Source organism: Botrimarina colliarenosi (assembly GCF_007859955.1).
GTDB lineage: Bacteria > Planctomycetota > Planctomycetia > Pirellulales > Lacipirellulaceae > Botrimarina > Botrimarina colliarenosi.
This window is the reverse complement of sequence record NZ_SJPR01000001.1, coordinates 1,851,346-1,868,073: the sequence shown is the minus strand read 5'-3', so window position 1 is coordinate 1,868,073 and position 16,728 is coordinate 1,851,346. Positions and strand designations below refer to the sequence as shown.

The 16,728-nt window shown below is 66.6% G+C and carries 17 protein-coding genes; 10 read left to right on the top strand and 7 right to left on the bottom strand.

The features are described 5' to 3' along the window. Positions 1 to 45 precede the first annotated feature (45 nt). Positions 46 to 216: a hypothetical protein gene (locus Pla108_RS20910; protein WP_197526325.1), complete on the top strand. Its 171-nt coding sequence runs from the start codon at positions 46 to 48 to the stop codon at positions 214 to 216. Between the two features lie 38 nt (positions 217 to 254). Here the strand turns inward: Pla108_RS20910 and ftsH are convergent, their stop codons facing one another. After that, the gene (gene ftsH, locus Pla108_RS07440; RefSeq protein ID WP_146444228.1) at positions 255 to 2,396 is read right to left on the bottom strand and encodes an ATP-dependent zinc metalloprotease FtsH; all 2,142 of its coding nucleotides are present in this window, start codon (positions 2,394 to 2,396) and stop codon (positions 255 to 257) included. 372 nt (positions 2,397 to 2,768) lie between these two features. On the opposite strand from ftsH, the gene dxr reads away from it, so the two are divergent. The 5 genes from dxr (at position 2,769) to Pla108_RS07415 (ending at position 8,758) form a co-directional block, all read left to right on the top strand. Next, positions 2,769 to 3,983: a 1-deoxy-D-xylulose-5-phosphate reductoisomerase gene (gene dxr, locus Pla108_RS07435; RefSeq protein WP_146444227.1), complete on the top strand. Its 1,215-nt coding sequence runs from the start codon at positions 2,769 to 2,771 to the stop codon at positions 3,981 to 3,983. A gap of 97 nt (positions 3,984 to 4,080) precedes the next feature. After that, positions 4,081 to 6,168 (top strand): M50 family metallopeptidase, encoded by a 2,088-nt coding sequence (locus Pla108_RS07430; protein ID WP_146444226.1) that lies wholly within the window; start codon positions 4,081 to 4,083, stop codon positions 6,166 to 6,168. A 94-nt stretch (positions 6,169 to 6,262) separates the two neighbouring features. Next, entirely contained in the window at positions 6,263 to 7,315 is a 1,053-nt protein-coding gene (locus Pla108_RS07425) for a DUF481 domain-containing protein (protein WP_146444225.1), read from the top strand. 247 nt (positions 7,316 to 7,562) lie between these two features. After that, positions 7,563 to 8,276, top strand: a complete 714-nt coding sequence (locus Pla108_RS07420) for a 3-keto-disaccharide hydrolase (RefSeq protein ID WP_146444224.1) — start codon at positions 7,563 to 7,565, stop codon at positions 8,274 to 8,276. Beyond that, on the top strand, positions 8,273 to 8,758 hold the full coding sequence (locus Pla108_RS07415) for a methylated-DNA--[protein]-cysteine S-methyltransferase (RefSeq protein ID WP_197526324.1): 486 nt from the start codon (positions 8,273 to 8,275) through the stop codon (positions 8,756 to 8,758). Before Pla108_RS07420 ends, Pla108_RS07415 begins: the two co-directional genes overlap by 4 nt. Positions 8,759 to 8,830: 72 nt before the next feature. Here the strand turns inward: Pla108_RS07415 and Pla108_RS07410 are convergent, their stop codons facing one another. Beyond that, positions 8,831 to 9,580 carry an RsmE family RNA methyltransferase gene (locus Pla108_RS07410; RefSeq protein ID WP_146444223.1) on the bottom strand — a complete coding sequence of 250 codons (750 nt, stop codon included), beginning with the start codon at positions 9,578 to 9,580 and terminating at the stop codon, positions 8,831 to 8,833. A gap of 106 nt (positions 9,581 to 9,686) precedes the next feature. Here Pla108_RS07410 and Pla108_RS07405 point away from each other — a divergent pair, with 106 nt between their 5' ends. Next, entirely contained in the window at positions 9,687 to 10,532 is an 846-nt protein-coding gene (locus Pla108_RS07405) for an ExeA family protein (RefSeq protein ID WP_146444222.1), read from the top strand. A gap of 196 nt (positions 10,533 to 10,728) precedes the next feature. Here the strand turns inward: Pla108_RS07405 and Pla108_RS20905 are convergent, their stop codons facing one another. Then, positions 10,729 to 10,869, bottom strand: a complete 141-nt coding sequence (locus Pla108_RS20905) for a hypothetical protein (protein WP_197526323.1) — start codon at positions 10,867 to 10,869, stop codon at positions 10,729 to 10,731. Positions 10,870 to 11,154: 285 nt separating this feature from the next. Here Pla108_RS20905 and Pla108_RS07400 point away from each other — a divergent pair, with 285 nt between their 5' ends. Together Pla108_RS07400 and Pla108_RS07395 are read left to right on the top strand one after the other, a co-directional pair. After that, positions 11,155 to 12,015: an alpha/beta hydrolase gene (locus tag Pla108_RS07400; RefSeq protein WP_146444221.1), complete on the top strand. Its 861-nt coding sequence runs from the start codon at positions 11,155 to 11,157 to the stop codon at positions 12,013 to 12,015. A 179-nt stretch (positions 12,016 to 12,194) separates the two neighbouring features. Beyond that, a complete protein-coding gene (locus tag Pla108_RS07395) occupies positions 12,195 to 12,851 on the top strand; it encodes a hypothetical protein (RefSeq protein WP_146444220.1) in 657 nt (218 codons plus the stop codon). Between the two features lie 60 nt (positions 12,852 to 12,911). On the opposite strand, the gene Pla108_RS07390 is transcribed toward Pla108_RS07395, so the two are convergent. Genes Pla108_RS07390 through Pla108_RS07375 form a run of 4 tightly spaced genes read right to left on the bottom strand, consistent with a single transcriptional unit; the run spans position 12,912 to position 15,355 of the window. After that, positions 12,912 to 13,490, bottom strand: coding sequence for a nucleotidyltransferase family protein (locus Pla108_RS07390; protein ID WP_146444219.1), 579 nt, complete (start codon positions 13,488 to 13,490; stop codon positions 12,912 to 12,914). 10 nt (positions 13,491 to 13,500) lie between these two features. Next, positions 13,501 to 13,761, bottom strand: a complete 261-nt coding sequence (locus tag Pla108_RS07385; RefSeq protein ID WP_146444218.1) for a DUF4160 domain-containing protein — start codon at positions 13,759 to 13,761, stop codon at positions 13,501 to 13,503. Further along, positions 13,748 to 14,038 (bottom strand): DUF2442 domain-containing protein, encoded by a 291-nt coding sequence (locus Pla108_RS07380; RefSeq protein ID WP_146444217.1) that lies wholly within the window; start codon positions 14,036 to 14,038, stop codon positions 13,748 to 13,750. The genes Pla108_RS07385 and Pla108_RS07380 overlap by 14 nt, the downstream gene beginning before the upstream one ends. A 57-nt stretch (positions 14,039 to 14,095) precedes the next feature. Then, entirely contained in the window at positions 14,096 to 15,355 is a 1,260-nt protein-coding gene (locus Pla108_RS07375) for an aminotransferase class I/II-fold pyridoxal phosphate-dependent enzyme (protein WP_146444216.1), read from the bottom strand. Between the two features lie 174 nt (positions 15,356 to 15,529). Between Pla108_RS07375 and Pla108_RS07370 the strand changes: the two genes are divergently transcribed. Continuing rightward, on the top strand, positions 15,530 to 16,711 hold the full coding sequence (locus tag Pla108_RS07370) for a rhomboid family intramembrane serine protease (RefSeq protein WP_146444215.1): 1,182 nt from the start codon (positions 15,530 to 15,532) through the stop codon (positions 16,709 to 16,711). The last annotated feature ends 17 nt before the right edge of the window (positions 16,712 to 16,728 follow it).

The following is a 16,728-nucleotide window of genomic DNA, read 5'->3' as shown; positions in this document are numbered from 1 at the left end:
CGACGCCGCGGGGTTTGTTGTTTCATTCGATCATGAGGGCCCTCCATGTTCCGCGTCGTGATGACGCTGCTTGCCTTCCTCCTCACCATGACGTCGAATGGAGCCGACGCCGCGCCGCGCAAGCTTGTCCTTATCGGCGACTCAACGGTGAAGAGCGGCCAGGGGCGTGGTGACGGCGGCCAGATGTTCGCGGGCGACCGCCCCGGGTCGTGCTAAACACGTTCCGTGGCGAGAAGAAGATCGAGGGAGAGGGCTCAACCCTCGGCGGCTTCGTCGTCGGTCGCCGGCTTGGTGGGCGGGGTCGCCGCTTTCCGCTCGTTGCCGGTGCCGGGGACGATCTTCGGGCCGGGGCTCGCCTGTTCTATGATCGCCCCGAGTTTCTCGGCGTCGATCACTTCTTTCTCGAGCAGCTCGGCGGTGATCGCTTCGAGCGCAGGCCGCCGCGTGGCGAGGATGCGTCGCGTCTGCTCCAGCCCCTCGTCGATAATCCGCTTCACTTCCTGGTCGATCTCTCGCGCGGTCTGCTCGCTGTGGTGCTTCGAGTAGCCGGCGTCGTGGCCGAGGAAGCCGGTCGTCCGTTCGCGGTACGTGACGCGTCCCAAGCGGCTCATGCCGTAGTCCATCACCATGCTGCGGGCGACTTCGGTGGCGCGGTCGAGGTCGTTGCTGGCGCCGGTGCCGACGTCGTCGAAGATCAACTCCTCGGCGAGCGTGCCGGCGAGCATCACCTGCAGTTGGCTTTCGAGTTGGGTCTTGGTGACCATGTAGCGGTCCGCCTCGGGGCGCTGCTGCATGTAGCCGAGGGCCGAGAGCCCGCGGGGGATGATCGAGACCTTGTGGACGGGGTCGGTGTTCGGCAGCGAGTAGGCGACCAGGGCGTGGCCCCCTTCGTGGACGGCGAGGCGGTGCTTCTCCTCGTCGAGCATGATGCGGCTCTTCTTCTCGAGGCCGATCGAGGCGCGCTCGACCGCTTCGTAGAACTCTTCTTTGCCGACCATTTCCTTGCCGTTGCGGGCGGCGAGCAGGGCGGCTTCGTTGACGGTGTTCGCAAGGTCGGCGCCGACAAACCCACTGGTGATCGCGGCGATCGCGTCGACATCGACCTCGTCCGAGACTTTGACGTTCGCCAAGTGGACCTCAAGGATCTGCTTGCGACCGGCGACGTCGGGGCGATCGACCAGCACATTGCGGTCGAAGCGGCCGGGGCGGAGCAGGGCGGGGTCGAGCGTCTCGGGGCGGTTGGTGGCGCCCATGATGATGATGCCGCTGTTGGAGCCGAAGCCGTCCATCTCCACCAGCAGGGCGTTGAGCGTCTGCTCGCGTTCGTCGTGGCTCCCCATCTGGCCGTTGCCGCGGGTCTTGCCGAGCGCGTCGAGCTCGTCGATGAAGACGATACACGGGGCGCGCTGCTCCGCTTGTTGGAACATGTCGCGGACGCGCGCGGCGCCGACGCCGACAAACATTTCGACGAAGTCCGAGCCGCTCAGCGAGAAGAACGGCACGCCCGCCTCGCCGGCCACGGCCTTGGAGAGCAGCGTCTTGCCCGTTCCCGGGGGGCCGACCAGCAGGACGCCCTTCGGGATGCGGCCGCCGAGGCGCTGGTAGCGCTCGGGGTTCTTGAGGAAGTCGACCACCTCGCGGAGCTCTTCGACCGCTTCGTCGATGCCGGCGACGTCGTCGAAGGTGACCTCCAGGTCTTCTTGGGCGTAGAGCTTGCCGCGGCTGCGGCCGAAGGCCATCGGCGAGCCGGCGCCGCCGAGCCGGCGGAGCATGTAAACCATCAGCCCGACCAAGAGGGCCATCATCAGCAGCGTCGGCAGCCACGCGAGCAGCGGGCTGTCGGGCTGCGCAGCGGTGTAAGTGAGGCCGTTCGATTCGAGCAGTTCGCCGACGCGGGGAAGGTTCGGGTTCCAATTCACCCGGAACCGCACGTCGTTCTCAGCCGTCTCGGCGGGAGCGTCGCCGGTGGCGTCGTCGCCCGTGGTCGTGGTGGCCGGAACGGTCGCGCCGGCGGGGAAGACCTGCCGCGTGACCCGGCCGCTGACGCCGTCGTAGCCGACGACCAACTTGCCGAGGTTGGAGAGCCGGACCATCCGCTCGGGGTCGAGGGTGCGATCGACATAGACGATCGAGCCGGGGCCCGCCGGCTTGGCGGGGGTCGCGTCGTCGGCCGTTGCGTCGCCCGCTGCGGGGGGGCGGTAGGAGGCTTCGGCGAGGCGGACAAACTCGCTCCACGGGAGCGTGACGGTCGTCGAGCTGCCAAACAGCGTGACGCCGAGCATCAGCAGCACAAAGACCGCCAGCAGGTACCAGACGAAGCTGACCGGTTGCGAACCCGGTTTCTTCCCGTCGCCGCCCCGTTTGTCGCTATTGGAGGGGTTGGGCTGTTTTTCCATAACGGCTGCAACGGGTGCGGGGTTGGGGGGCTCGGGCGCTCTATTGAGCAAACGTAACGGAGCGAAAGAAAGTTCGGCCCGGCGGCTCGCCTTGTCGCATGATAGCGGTCGCCGATAGAATCGCCGGACTCGCTGCAAAGGCAAGCCTACCAACATATTAGCGAAGCGCGGGGCGCCCGGGCGCAAGCAAACGGCCTCTCCTCGCCTCGAACCAGTAGGGAGAGCGCCTGCGTAACCCAGACTTTCGGGGCTGGCCCCCACAATCGGAACCCCTGCCAGGCGCCAAGCCCGGCGCCAGGCCGGATCGTTCCGGCCGAAAAAACGCGTCGCGAGCCCCCGCCCCCTCCTGTTCCCACCCCTCCGGCGCCCGTCATGGCTAAACGCGTGAAACCCGCCCCGGCCGTAGCCGACACGTCGCGAAGGATCGCGGTGCTCGGGTCCACCGGCAGCATCGGGCGCAACACCATCGAGGTGATCCGCGCGAGCAAGGGCCGGTTGCGGGCGACCGTTCTGTCGGCCCACTCGCGGCTCGATCTGCTCATCGAGCAGGCCCGGGAGTTGAAGCCCCGCTACCTGGTCGCCTCTGACGAGCAGACCGCCGCCGAGCAATCGTGGAAGGGGCTGCCGAAGGAGACCGAGTTGCTAGTCGGCCGCAAAGCGCTGGAGCAAGCCGCCGGCTGCGACGACGTGGACGTGGTGCTAGCAGCGATCGTCGGCTCCGCCGGCGTCCGCAGCACGCTCGCCGCCCTCAAGACGGGCAAGACGGTCGCCTTGGCCAACAAAGAGACGCTCGTCACGGCCGGTCCGATTGTCCGCAAGCTGCTCGACGACCAGCGGAAGAAGAACCCCGCCGCCCCCGAGCGCCTGCTGCCGGTCGATAGCGAGCACAGCGCCGTGTTCCAGTCGCTCGCCTGCGGGCGCCGCGACGAGGTCGAGCGGATCGTCCTCACGGCCAGCGGCGGGCCTTTCCGCACCTGGGCGCGCGAGCAGCTGGCCCAGGTCACCGTCGACGAGGCGCTGGCCCACCCCACCTGGGAGATGGGCCCGAAGATCACGATCGACTCCGCGACGATGATGAATAAGGCGCTGGAGGTGATCGAAGCCCGCTGGCTGTTCGACATCCCGCCCGACCGGATCAAGGTGATGATCCACCCCCAATCGGTGATCCACTCGATGGTCGAGTTCGTCGACGGGTCGGTGGTCGCCCAACTGGGACCGCCCGACATGAAACTGCCGATCCAGCACGCGCTGGAGTATCCTCGGCGGTTGCCCGGCCCCGCCGAACGCCTCGACTGGACGCGGAACCACGAGCTGCGGTTCGAGCCGGCCGACTTCGACCGCTTCCCAGCGCTTTCGCTCGGCTTCGAGTGCGCCGAGCAGGGGGGCACCAGCGGCGCGGTGCTCAACGCGGCCAACGAGGCGGCGGTCCAGTCGTTCCTCGAAGGCGACCTCCACTTCACCGAGATCGTCCCCGCCTGCCGCAGCATTCTTGAAGCCCACGACTTTGACGCCAACCCAACGCTCGAGCGGCTCGAAGAACTCGACCTCTGGGCGCGAGAAGAAATCCACAGCTGGGTGTGTGCTTAAGAAGGGACGGGGGATTAGGGACGGGGGACGAGGGAATCGTCGCCGTCGCTTGCAACGTATCCCCTCGTCCCCCATCCCCCGTCCCTAATCCCTACCTATGCAAACCCTCGTCGCTATTCTTCAAGTCGCCGCCGGGCTCGGCTTCGTGATCTTTGTTCACGAGCTGGGGCACTTCCTCGTCGCCAAGGCGTGCGGCGTGCGGTGCGACAAGTTCATGATCGGCTTCGACATCGGCGGCCTCAAGATCGGTCGGCAGTGGGGCGAGACGTACTACGGCGTTGGCGTCCTGCCGCTGGGGGGCTACGTGAAGATGTTTGGCCAAGAGGACAACGCGGGCGCGATCGCCGAAGAGATCGAGGCCTCCAAGGCCCTCGAAGGGTCGCCCGACGCTAAGCCGATCACCGCGCCCGACGGCAGCACCGTTTGGATCCACAAGCGGAGCTACCTCGCCAAGAGCGTGCCGCAGCGCATGGCGATCATCTCCGCCGGCGTCATCATGAACGTCATCTTCGCGTTCATCATGGCGTGGTTTGCGTATGGCTTTGGGGTTCCCGAGCAGCCGGCGACGGTTGGCGCCACCATCGCCGGCAGCCCCGCCTGGAAGGCCGGCCTGAAGACGGGCGACCGCCTCGTGCGGATTAATGACATCAAGGACCCGACCTACAAGCAGCTGCGCGAGTCAGTGATTCTCGGCGACCTCCAGAAGGGCCTCGATTGCGACGTCTTACGGGCCGACGGGACGACCGAAACGATCACGCTCCGCCCCGAGGTGTCGGGGCCGGCGCCGCAGGTCGGCGTGCTGATGATGAACCGCCTGCGACTTTCGCTCAAAGAGGCCGTGGCGCCGAACTCGCCGGCCGCGTCGCTAGGCGACAAAGGTTTTCAGACCGGTGACCAGATTGTCGCCATCGACGGTCAGGCGGTGGAGTCGTACGACGGACTCGCCGCGGCGCTGGTGACCAAACGTGACGAGCCGCTCCAGCTCACCGTCCTGCGCGGCGGCGAGGCGCCAGCGACCGACCCCTTCGGCCCGCTGGAAGGGGGCGAGCGCGTCGAGGTGACGCTGCCGGCCGACCCGATGGAACGGCTCGGGATTGTCCCCACGCTCGGACCCATCGTAGGGATCGAAACCGGTTCGCCCGCCGAGGCGGCCGGCCTCAAGGTCGGCGATCGACTCATTGCGATCGACGGCGCAGCGATTGGCGCCGCCCCCGAGGGGGAGCCCGCCCTCGACCCCGTGACGCTCGACGAACGCCTTGAATCGAACGCTACGGGCGGCGAGGACGTGACGCTCACCGTCGAGCGGGGCGATGAAACGCTCGAAATCGACGTCGCGCCGCGCGTCGTGACTTGGCAGTCGCTCGCCGTGACGGAGAACGCTCCGCTGACGATTGACTCGCTCGGCGTGGCCTGCGAACTGCAGAGTGATATCGCTGCGATCGTCGGCGGCAGCCCGGCGGCGGCGGTCGATCTCCGGCCGGGTGATCGCCTCGTCGAGGCGAGAATGAGCTGGACCGACTCGAAGGGTAAGCCGGGCGACAACACCATCCCCCTGGGCGAGTCGCAAGACAACTGGCCCGCGTTGCTGCTCGGCTTGCAGAACCCGCCGCCTTCGCTGGAGGTCGAGTTGACCGTCGAGCGCCCGCAGCCTGGCGCCTCGACCCCGGACGGCAAGACGCCGACCCACACCGTGAAGCTCAAGCCGGTGAGCGTCAGCGACGCCTACTCCGACGGCGACCGCGGCCTCGTCCTGTCGCCGTTGAAGCGGCTGCACGTCGCCAAGTCGCTCGGCGAGCGCACGCAGCTCGCCTTCCAAGAGACCGGCAACGCTCTGACGAGTGTGGTGCGGTTCTTGCAGAAGATCGGCGGGCAGGTTTCGGTGACGGCCCTCGGCGGTCCGATCACGATCGCCCAGGTCGCCGGCGAGGCCGCCTTCGAGGGGATCGGCGCCCTCCTGATGTCGCTGGTGATGCTCAGCGCAAACCTAGCGGTGCTCAACTTCCTGCCGATCCCGGTGCTCGACGGCGGGCACATGGTCTTCCTCCTCTACGAGGGGATCACCGGCCGGCCGCCGAAAGAGAACGTCATGATCGCCCTGCAGTCGGTCGGATTGATCCTGCTCTTGGGCCTGATGCTGTTCGTCTTCACGCTCGATATCTCGCGATTGCTGGGCATCCAGCTCTAGCTAGCGGCGGCGATCCGCCTTGCCACGCTCCCAGGCGACCCGCTAAACGTCGCCTCGGACACCGGCTACCGGTCCGCCCGCTACTAGGCTCGCAATGCATCAGGTTGTTCAAAACTTAGTCCGCGTCGTCCTGCTGGCGCTGCTTGCGTCGGTGACCGCGTCGATGGCTGCGGCCCCGTCGTCCGCCCAGTCGTCCGCGCCACAGCTGATCACCCCGGTCCCCACACGCGCGCCGATTCCGACAAGCTACGGCGAGCTCTTGCCGCCGAATCCGAAGCCGGCCGCCGAGACGCCGGAGGCCAGTAGCCCTCCCGAAGAGGTGACGCCGGAATCCGCCACCGACACTACGGTGACCGCAGGGACGGTCGCCGAAGGCCCGGTGTCGGACGACACGGCCGAGGAACTGGCGGCCCCGCTCCCAGAGATCGGCGCCGCGCTCGGCCCGCCGATCGAGCCGACCTACGCCTGGTACCAACCGGCCTACTGGCTCGGCCCCGCGCCGTGGGACTCGGGCATCGAGTTCGGCCTCAACGGCGCCAGTGGAACGAGCGAATCGCTCAGCTTCCGCGCCGGCGGCTTCATGAAACGCAAGGCGGACGATTACAAGCTCAGCAGCTCGCTCTACTACAACAAGAACCAGTCCAACGGGATCGAGGTGCAGAGCAACGCTTTGCTCGACGTCCGTTACGACTGGCTGTTTGGCGACTCGCCCTGGACCATCTTCGTGATGAACCAGACCTTCTACGACGAGTTCCAGGCGTTCGACGTCAACGTGAACGCCAACGCCGGTTTCGGCTACGAGTGGATCGACGAAGAATGGACCAAGCTCACGACCAGCATCGGTACGGGTGGCTCGCGCGAATTCGGCGGCCCCGACAGTGAGTGGGTCCCCGAGGCGCAGTTCGGCTTCAACTACGAGCTCCAAATCGGCGGCAACCAGAAGTTCTACGCCAAGGCGGACTGGTTCCCCGAGTGGGAGAACTTCAATCAGTACCGTGTGCTGGCGGATGTCGGCATGGAGTTCGAGCTCAATCAGCCCTCGAACATGAGCCTCAAAATTTCGGCGACCGACCGCTACGACGCCGACCCCCAGGGCGTGTCACCGCACAACCTGAACTACTCGGCGCTGCTAATCTGGAAGCTGTAGGGCCCGCTGTGCGGACCGTTCTCGGACGGCTTGCGTCTTTCGTGGCGCCGCCCGAGGCTAGCGCCGACGGCTCAATGGTCGCGAACGATCACCAACTTGAGCCGTTGGCGCTAGCCTCGGGCAGCGCTACGGGAATACCAACGACACCCAACGCGCCCCCGTCGTCAGAGGGGCCCAAACCGACAGTTCGTGGGTTATACTGCCGCCCGGCTTGCTTGGTCCCGAAGTCTTTTCCCGCGCCTACACCATGACCCCGATCCGTCTCGTTCTCTCGCTATTGTTCTGCGCCGCCGCCGCCGTTTCGGTCGCCGATGACGACTTCACGCCGCTATTCAACGGCAAGAATCTCGACGGTTGGGTCCAGCGGGGCGGCGAGGCGACTTACGAGGTCGACGCCGACGCCGACGGCGGCGCGCAGATCATCGGCACGAGCGTCGCGAAGACGCCCAACTCGTTCCTTTGCACCGACCGCGACTACGACGACTTCGTGCTCGAGTTCGACGTCAAGGTCGACCCGTCGCTCAACTCGGGCGTGCAGTTCCGCAGCCAGTGCTTCGACGAAGCGAAGTCGGTCACCCTCAACTGGAACGGTAAAGAGCAGACCTACAAAATCCCCGCCGGACGCGTCCACGGCTACCAGGTCGAGATCGACCCCTCGGACCGCGCCTGGTCGGGCGGTGTCTATGACGAAGCGCGGCGCGGCTGGCTCTACAACCTCGAGGGCGACGCCCGCGCCAAGGCGCGCGGGGCGTTCAAGGTCGACGATTGGAACCATTACCGCGTCGAGGCGCATGGCGACCACATCAGCACCAGCATCAATGGCGTTCCGGTCGCCCACTTCCACGACAGCGTGACGCCGAGCGGTTTTATTGCTCTGCAGGTGCACGCCATCCCCGACGCGGGCAACGCCGGCAAGCAGATCCGCTGGCGGAATATCCAGATCCGTGAGATTGCCGAATGACCCCGCACCGAACCATCGTAATCGCGACGCCGCTCGGCCCGATGACGGCCGTCGCGGATGAGTCGGCGCTGAAGTCGTTGCAGTTCGGCGCCACGCCCGAAGCGACCGCGGCGTGCGCGGGCAAAGTCCTCTCCCAGATCGAGGCGGAACTAGCGGCCTACTTCGCCGGCGAGCTAACCGATTTCGAAACGCCGGTCGCCCCCGAGGGGACGCCGTTCCAGCTGCGAGTCTGGCGAGAGTTGCAGCAAATCCCCTGCGGCGAGACCCGATCCTACGCCGCCATTGCGAACGCCCTGGGCGATCCCAAAGCGACCCGCGCCGTCGGGACCGCCAACGGCGCCAACCCGATCGCGATCATCGTGCCGTGCCATCGCGTCATCCGCACCGGCGGCGCGCTAGGCGGCTACGCCGGCGGGCTCGACGCGAAGCGCTGGCTGCTCGACCACGAACGCCAACACGTGGGTCAGCTGCTGTTCATCTAACAACGCTCAGCCGAATGCACCCGGCACAGCATTTCTTTTGGCAGGTTAGGGGTCTCGCGTCTCTTCGCCTGATCAGGTCGAAACGGCATACGCCGCCGCGGCCGCAATGGCGGCGGTTTCGATCCGCAGAATACTTTTCCCCAAGCGGAGCGTCCCCCAGCCGGCGGCCGTCGCGGCCGCGACTTCTTCGTCGCTAAAACCCCCTTCGGGGCCGATGGCGATGGCGACCGAACCGGACGCCGGCGCCCGCGATGGCTCTTCGTCGCCCGGGTGAGCGATCACCTTGCAGTCGGCCTGGACGGCGCCGAAGAACTTCGCCAGCGGCGCCGGCTCGTCGATCGTCATCAAGCGGTTGCGGCCGCACTGCTTGGACGCCTCGATGACGGCGCGCCGCAGCTTGTCGATGCCCGACGCTTTTGGCGCCGCGACGCTGTGCTCGGTCACGAGCGGGACGAGCTTCGCCACGCCGATCTGTGTGAGCATATCGACAAGCACCTTCTGGCGGTCCCCCTTCGGCAATGCGACGCCCAGCGTTAGCGTGACCGGCGGTTCGCGGCTGACCTCATCTCGGGTGCGGACAAGCAGACGCGCCGGTCCGCGGCGTTGGATCTCGAGGACCTCGGCGTCGAACTCGGCGCCCGAACCGTCGAACAGCGTCAGCCGGTCGCCCGCACCTACCCGCATGACGGTCGAGAGGTGGTGCGACTCGGGGCCCTCAAGAGACACGACGCACGGCGATTCGGCCGTGAATTCGATCGGGTGGGGGCAGAAGTACCGGCGTGACATGGCGGTGAGATGAAGGGCTGCAAGCGGCGCCAGCATCCGCTCACCCGGGGACGGGCTAAGGCGGGCGGCGGGTCTCGCCGATTATGACAGTGAGGCGGCGCCGACGCACCGCCCGTCGTCGTCCGTCGCCCCCTCCAAGCGTATGTACCTTCAGCACTGGGGCCTCGACCGGTCGCCCTTCGCCACGATCGCGTTCGGTCATGGGGCGAGCGCCGACGGCCGCGAGCCGTACCCGACGCGTCCGCTCGCCGAGGCGACCGCTCGGGCCGACTACCTCGTCAGCCAGCAGCGCCGCGTCGGCGTGCTGGTGGGGGGCCGGGGTTGGGGTAAGACGACGGCCCTGGCGGCGATTGTCGCCGAGCAGCGGCGGGCCGCGGTTCAGACCGTCCTGCTCGACGCCGTGGGCCTCACGGCCCGCGAGCTGTTGTTCCGCGTTGCGGAGGGGCTCGACGCCTCGCCCGACTCGGCCGACTGCCAGATGCGGCTGTGGCGCCGGGTCGAGGACGCCCTGGCCGAGAACCGCTGGCAGGGGCTCGCGACGCTGCTAGCGGTCGACGACGCCGAAGAGCTCGGGCCCGACTCGCAGCAGCAGCTGGTGCGGCTCGCGCGGCTCGAAGCCGACCCCGCCGCCAGATGGACGATTCTGCTAGCGACCGGCGCCGAGTCGCTCGAGCGGCTCAACCCGTCGCTGCTCCACCTGATCGACCTGCGGATCGATCTACCGCGCTGGTCAGCGAACGACACCGTGGGGTACGTGCAGACGGCCCTGGTGGACGCCGGCCGCTACGAGCCGATCTTCACCGAGCGGGCGCTCGAGCAGTTGCACGAGCTAACGCGTGGCGTGCCGCGGCACGTCGCGCGGCTGGCCGACTTCGCCCTCTTGGCGGGGGCCGGCGCGCAAGCGACTCGGATCGACGCCGCGACGGTCGAGCAGGCCTTCGCCGAGACGAAGTGGGCGCCGCCGTCAGGCATGAGCCTGGCGAGCTGAGGCGCGCTGCCGGCTACCGACTTCGACTCCGCGGGCGTCAACACCGCCTTGAATCGAGTCGCGTGTTCGTGAGCGAATCCGCGCCGATTGTGGAAAGGCGCGTCGTCGATTGCTGGGCGGTGGACCCAATAAAAAAAGCGGCCCGGCTTGGAGGAGCCGGACCGCTTGGGGGTGACGCTGCGCTGAGCGGCAAATCTTACAACCGACCGGTGACAAAGTTACCAAGCAGGACGTAGGCGGCGAGCGAGACGAAGGCGACGACGATGGGCAGTTGGATCATGGGACCTTCCTTGGCGGTGCGAGGGTTTGTGGCTGGTTGGTAAGGGGTTCCAAGCAACGGCAGGATCCTTAACCTGCCGACCGATTGCGAGCAACCTTTCCATTCCGCCACCCCGATGCCCTCCTGGTGAGGCGCGACGCCGACAGAGCTTGACGTCGGGGCGGTTCTGTCTTTGAGAGAGTGCAACCACCGTGCCAATGCGGAGGTGTAGCCGAGCCTAATTGTGCGAACGTCGCCGGACGGCGATGGTTGGGCGAGTGGCTCGCGGCTTTGCGCGAACCCGTGACGCTCCGACGCGGGTCGGCCGCTTTTCGCGGGGAAGGGCGGCTTACGATAGAGTCCATGAAAAACGCCGCCTTACTTCTGTGCTTTTCCTTGGTTTCCCTTCAGCCGCGCGAACTGTCGGCCGAGGCGCCGCTCCGCGACGTCACCTTCGCGACCGTCGACTCACACGACCTGAAGCTCAACCTGTTTCTTCCCGACTCGGTCGAGCCTCCGCCACTGGTGGTCTTCGTCCACGGCGGGAGCTGGCAGGTCGGAAGCTACAAGAACTGCGCGGTGAAGTGGCTCGTCGATGAGGGCTTCGCTGTGGCGAGCATCGGCTACCGGCTGTCGGACATCGCGACGTTCCCCGCTCAGGTCCACGACTGCAAGGCGGCGGTTCGGTGGCTGCGGGCGCACGCCGACGACTACGGGTACGACGCCACCCGGATCGGCGCCGTCGGTTCATCGGCGGGCGGTTATCTGGTGCTGATGATGGGGGTCACCTCGAACAACGCCGATTACGAGGGCGAGGTCGGCGACTGTCCGAAGGAGAGCTCGGCCGTCCAAGCGGTCGTCGACTACTTCGGCGCGTCCGACTTCCTGCAGCGATCCGAAAACCAACCTGGCAAGACCGACCACCCGAAGGGCTCGGTGCGGCTGATGCTCGGCGCCGCGGTGAAGGAGAACCCCGAGCTCGCCCGCCGCGCGAGCCCCGCCTTCCATATCACCGGCGAAGCCCCGCCCCTGCTGATGCTGCACGGCGAGGACGACCGAACCGTCCTGCTCGACCAATCGCAGCGGATGCTCGCGGCGTACCACGACGCGGGCCGCGACGCTGAGTTGGTGGTCCTCCCCGGCGCCGGTCACGGCGGCGACGCGTTCTACACGCCGGAGCGGAAGGAGCTGGTTGCGGAATTCTTGACGAGGCATCTACGGTAAGTTTTATCACGACGGCCTTTGGGACAAACGGTTGTCGCTATACTCGGCGGATGGCCCCTCTCGCTCGGCTACGCCGATTCCGCATCACCTTGTTGAGCTTGTTGCTTATCACGACGTGTGTCGCGATGGGTTTCGGCCTCTGGGATACGCACCGGCGTGCCGAGAGATTCCGACGTGAGATGAGCCAAGCGCACCTTGAGAACCGTCGTCTACGCGACGAAGCGGGCGAGTTCACCGTGACCGACTCGGCCCGCTTGTATGCCGACCAAGTCCGCCCGGACGTAACGTCCGCGATGCAAAACCGCTACTGGGCGTGGCGGGTGTGGGTCCCTGAGGGGTCCGCCTACTTGCTGAACTTTGCCGACGGCGTCATCCCCGCCCGGGGCAAGGGGCTGCCGACACCGATCTTCAGTGAGAAAATCGAGCCCGGCGACAGCCGAATCCAGCTGATCTACCAGTACGATACGGCGAGGGACGATTCGGGCCGTTGGGGGGTGACGGTCGTTGTGGAAGACTGGCAGGCTTCGTCAACTCGCCACGCCGAGTGCAGCCATTTTTTTGGGTCGGACCCTTGGCCGTCGTTGTTTCAAGAGCGGAACCTCTCGAATCGCTGGCCATTAGAACTGCCTGACGAAGGGGTCAGCAGGGGACGCCATACCGTGGACAGCGATCACTCTCTACCCGCCGGCGAGCGCGTTGTCTTGCAGCGTTGGCGCGTCGCGTCGGTCCCGCCAAACCCGACGGGGAAAGCGTACGATCGCTATGTCGACATCCCGAACTTCGATCCCAATGCGGCCGCGCCGGGATTCGTGATCTGGCTCGAACCGACAAAGTAGCCGGCCACATCACCATCGGCTTGCCGCCACGTCACCGTCGGCTTGCCGGTGACGCTGAGCTTAGCCCTCCGGGTCGTCCAACAGCGATTGCAGGCGCTCGCCAAGCGGGTGCTCGAATCGCCCGGGCCAGGTCGCGTCGATGAGTCCAACCTCAATCATGTCGAGCAAGTGAACTTGGTCCTTGCGCCGATACGATGTGAGCTTCATCCGCACGAGCGGCTCGAGGCCGACGACTCGGAAATCGCCCGTCGCGTCGTGTTCGTCAACGCGGGGTGACGGGGCGACGCTGTCCGCTTTCACGGGCTCGCCCGCGAAGACGACATGGACGGCGTCGCGAGCCTTGGCGTCGGGGCCGTCGAGGAACATGTCGATGCTTTTGACGTGCCGATAGACGAACCCCGCAGCGCCGAGCGCCGCCTTGGCGGCGTCGAGGTCCTCACGCCGCAAGAGGATATCGACGTCCTGCGTATTCCGGACCGCCGCCTCATCGACGCGCGAAACCCATGCCGCGACCGCGTTGCCGCCGGCGACGGCGTAGGGGACCCCCGCCGCTTCGAGGGCGGCGACGGCCCGCTTGAGCCGGTCCCGGACTTTTTCCACGGCGCGGACCATCCGTTCGAGGGAAATGGGTTCGAGCATCGCCTCTCCGTTACGGCAGCGGGTCAATTGCATCGAGCGACTCGGCGTGACGCGCCCGGTCCCAGTTCGCGCGAAGCTCGTCCCGGTGTAATTCGACCCATTCAACAATGAGGTCTAACGCACGGTTCGGTAAGCCTCCTCGGAGTAACGCGGAGGTTTCGATTTCGATCACCGCCTCATTGCCTGAATAGGTCGCGTGAAAGTGCGGTGGCGCGTGGTCGTTGTAGTACATCTTCACGGCGATGCCGTAGAAGCGGCTAATGACAGGCATCGGCGTTTTTCGAAGCGGTGTCGGCGAATGCTTCTTGCATCGACTTGCCGGTGACTTCCATATAGAGCGCGTCGGGGCAGAGGTCGATCGTGTCGTCCCAACGGAGCTCGCCGTCTTCACCAATCTTAACTTCGGCGAATCGTGACGGGTCCGCCATCGGAGCGAAGACCCCTTTCCCGACGAGCCGGTGAAGATCGACTTCGCCAACAACACCATCCGCAAAACGCAGCCCGAGCCGAGTCCCGCCGACGGGCTTTACCTCAACAATGCGGGCCATGCGGGTTTCCTGGGGTGTGATCTTCGGGCAGCCAGGCGACGGCGCGACGCCTGGGAGTCAAGTCGCTGCGGCCGTCTCCGGCTGTTTTCCACTATACTCCGCCTCGGCCTCTTTGAGACACGCCTTGATCTGGCGGACCGCTTGGCGGAGGCGTTCCTCGTTCTCGACGAGGCTCATCCGTAGGTAGCCTTCGCCGGCCGGGCCGAAGCCGCTGCCGGGGCTCACCGCGACGTTCCCCTTGTCCAAGAGCAGCATGGCGAAGTCCATCGTGCTCATCCGGCTCCGCCACGGCTCGGGGATCGGCTGCCAGACGAACATGCCCGCTTTGGGCCGCGCGTCGGCCCAGCCGAGCCGCACGAGGCCGTCACACAGCGCGTCGCGCCGGCCTTGGTAGATGAGCGACTGCTTCTCGACCGCCGCCTGCGTGTCGCGGAGCGCGACGATCGCGGCGATCTGGATCGCCTGGAACATGCCGTAGTCGTAGTAGCCCTTGATGGTCGCCAGGGCGTTGATCATCTCGCGGTTGCCGGCGCAGAACCCAACCCGCCAGCCCGCCATGTTGTAGCCCTTCGACATGGTGGTGAACTCGACCCCCACGTCGATGGCGCCGGGCGACGCCAGGAAGCTCGGCGGCTTGTAGCCGTCGTAGGCGACATCCGCGTAGGCGAAGTCGCTGATCACCATCAGGTTGTATTTCTTGGCGAGCTTCACCACCTCGTCGAAGAACGGCTGCTCAACCGTCACGCTCGACGGGTTGTGCGGGTAGCAGAGCAGCAACAGCTTGGGCCGCGGGTAGAGCGTCTCGCAGGTGTGGGCGATCGCGGCGAGGAACTTGTCGGAGTCGGTCACCGGCAGCTGGATCACGTTGCCGCTGGCGAGGGCCACCGCGTACACGTGCACCGGGAAGTAGGGCGTTGGCACGAGGGCCGTGTCGCCGGGGCCCATCATGGCCAGGCACATGTGGCTAAAGCCCTCTTTGGACCCCAAGCAGGTGATCACCTCGTCATCGGGGTCGAGCCGGACGCCGAACCGCTTGAAGTACTTGCTGGCGACCTCGCGGCGCAGGTTGGCGATGCCGATGTTCTTGCTGTAGCGGTGGTTACGCTCGTCGCGGGCGGCCTCGACCAGCTTCTCGATCACTTCCTTCTCAGGCGGGTCGCTCGGGTTGCCCATCCCGAGCTCGATCACGTCGTCGCCGCCGACGCGCTTGTCGTAGATCATCTTGTTGATGCGGCCGAACAGGTACGGCGGCAGCCGGGTCACCCGGTCGGCGACACGGATCTCGAACGGCGGGTTGTTGGTATCGTCGCTGGGCATCGCGGAGCGGCGGGCGAGGGGGAGAAAAAAGGGAGCTTCCCGAAAGGGAGTCGGGCCGGCCCGGGGCGGTTCGCGCGGCGGGCGGCTTCCCAGAATATACTCGGTCGGGCGGCCGGGGCTGAGCCCAGCCGGCGGCGAGCCTGGCCGAAGGCCAAAAACCCTTGGGAGCCCGTCTTGTTCCTCCCCTACGCGACCGACGCCCCCGTCTACCACTGGCCCGTGGCGACGGTCGGCCTGATCGTTGTCAACACGCTGGCGCTGGTCGGCGTGGGGAGTGGCGTCCTGCCGATGGACCCCCTGACCGGCTCCCCCTGGGTCCTGCAGTACGGCCAGGGCCTGCACCCCGAGGAGTGGATCCTCTCGCCGTTCCTCCACGCCGGCTTCGGGCACCTGCTGGGGAACATGATTTTCCTGTGGGTTTTCGGGCTCGTGGTCGAAGGCAAGCTCGGCCCGGCCCGGTTTTTGGCGGTCTATCTGGCGATCGCCACCGGCGAGTCAGCGGTCGAACAGGTCCTGATGCTCGGCGTCAGCGATGGCGGCTCGCTCGGCGCCTCGTCGGCCATTTACGGTCTGATGGCGATGGCCGCGATTTGGGCGCCGGAGAACTCGATCAGCTTCTTTATCTGGCTCGCCTTTACGCCGATGACGGTCGAGATCCCGATCCTCGTCGTCGCCGTTTTGTATGTCGCCCTCGACCTAGCCCTGGCGATTGTCTGGGGCGGCGTCTTCGGCCTCGGGCTCACCAGCGGGGTGCTCCACCTGCTTGGGGCCGCGATTGGGGCCCCGATCGGCATCCTGCTGCTCAAACGCAAGGTGGTCGACTGCGAGGGCTGGGACCTCTTCACCCGCTACTGCGGCAATAAGAAGCCTAAGAAGAAGCCCGCCGCCAATCTCCAGGCCGAAACCCGGCAGGCGACGCGGCTCGCCGAGCGCGAAGCGCAAACGCTCACCGGCGCTGCGGAGCAGGTCACCGCCTATCTCCAGGCCGGCAATCCGGGCGCCGCGGCAACGCTCTACGGCAAGATGCGTGGCGTGGGGGGAGGCTTACAGCTAGAGACCACGGTGTTGCAGCAATTGGTCAACGGCCTCCAGGCCGAAGAGCGCTGGAGCGACGTCGCCCCGCTCCTAGCCGACCTGATCGACTTGGCGCCACAGGCGGCGGACGGGCTCCGCGTTAAGCTGGCCCACGTCTGTGTGGCGAAGCTCGACCGACCCGGCCGGGCCCTCGAATTGCTCTCCGCCGTCAACGCCAAGGCCCTCACGGACAAGCAGCGGGCGGCCGCCCGGCGGATTTTGGCCCGTGCCCGTGCAATGCAAGCGGAGGGTGTGGTCGAATTAGACGATGGAGGCTGGTGAACCGTGCGGCGCGGCTC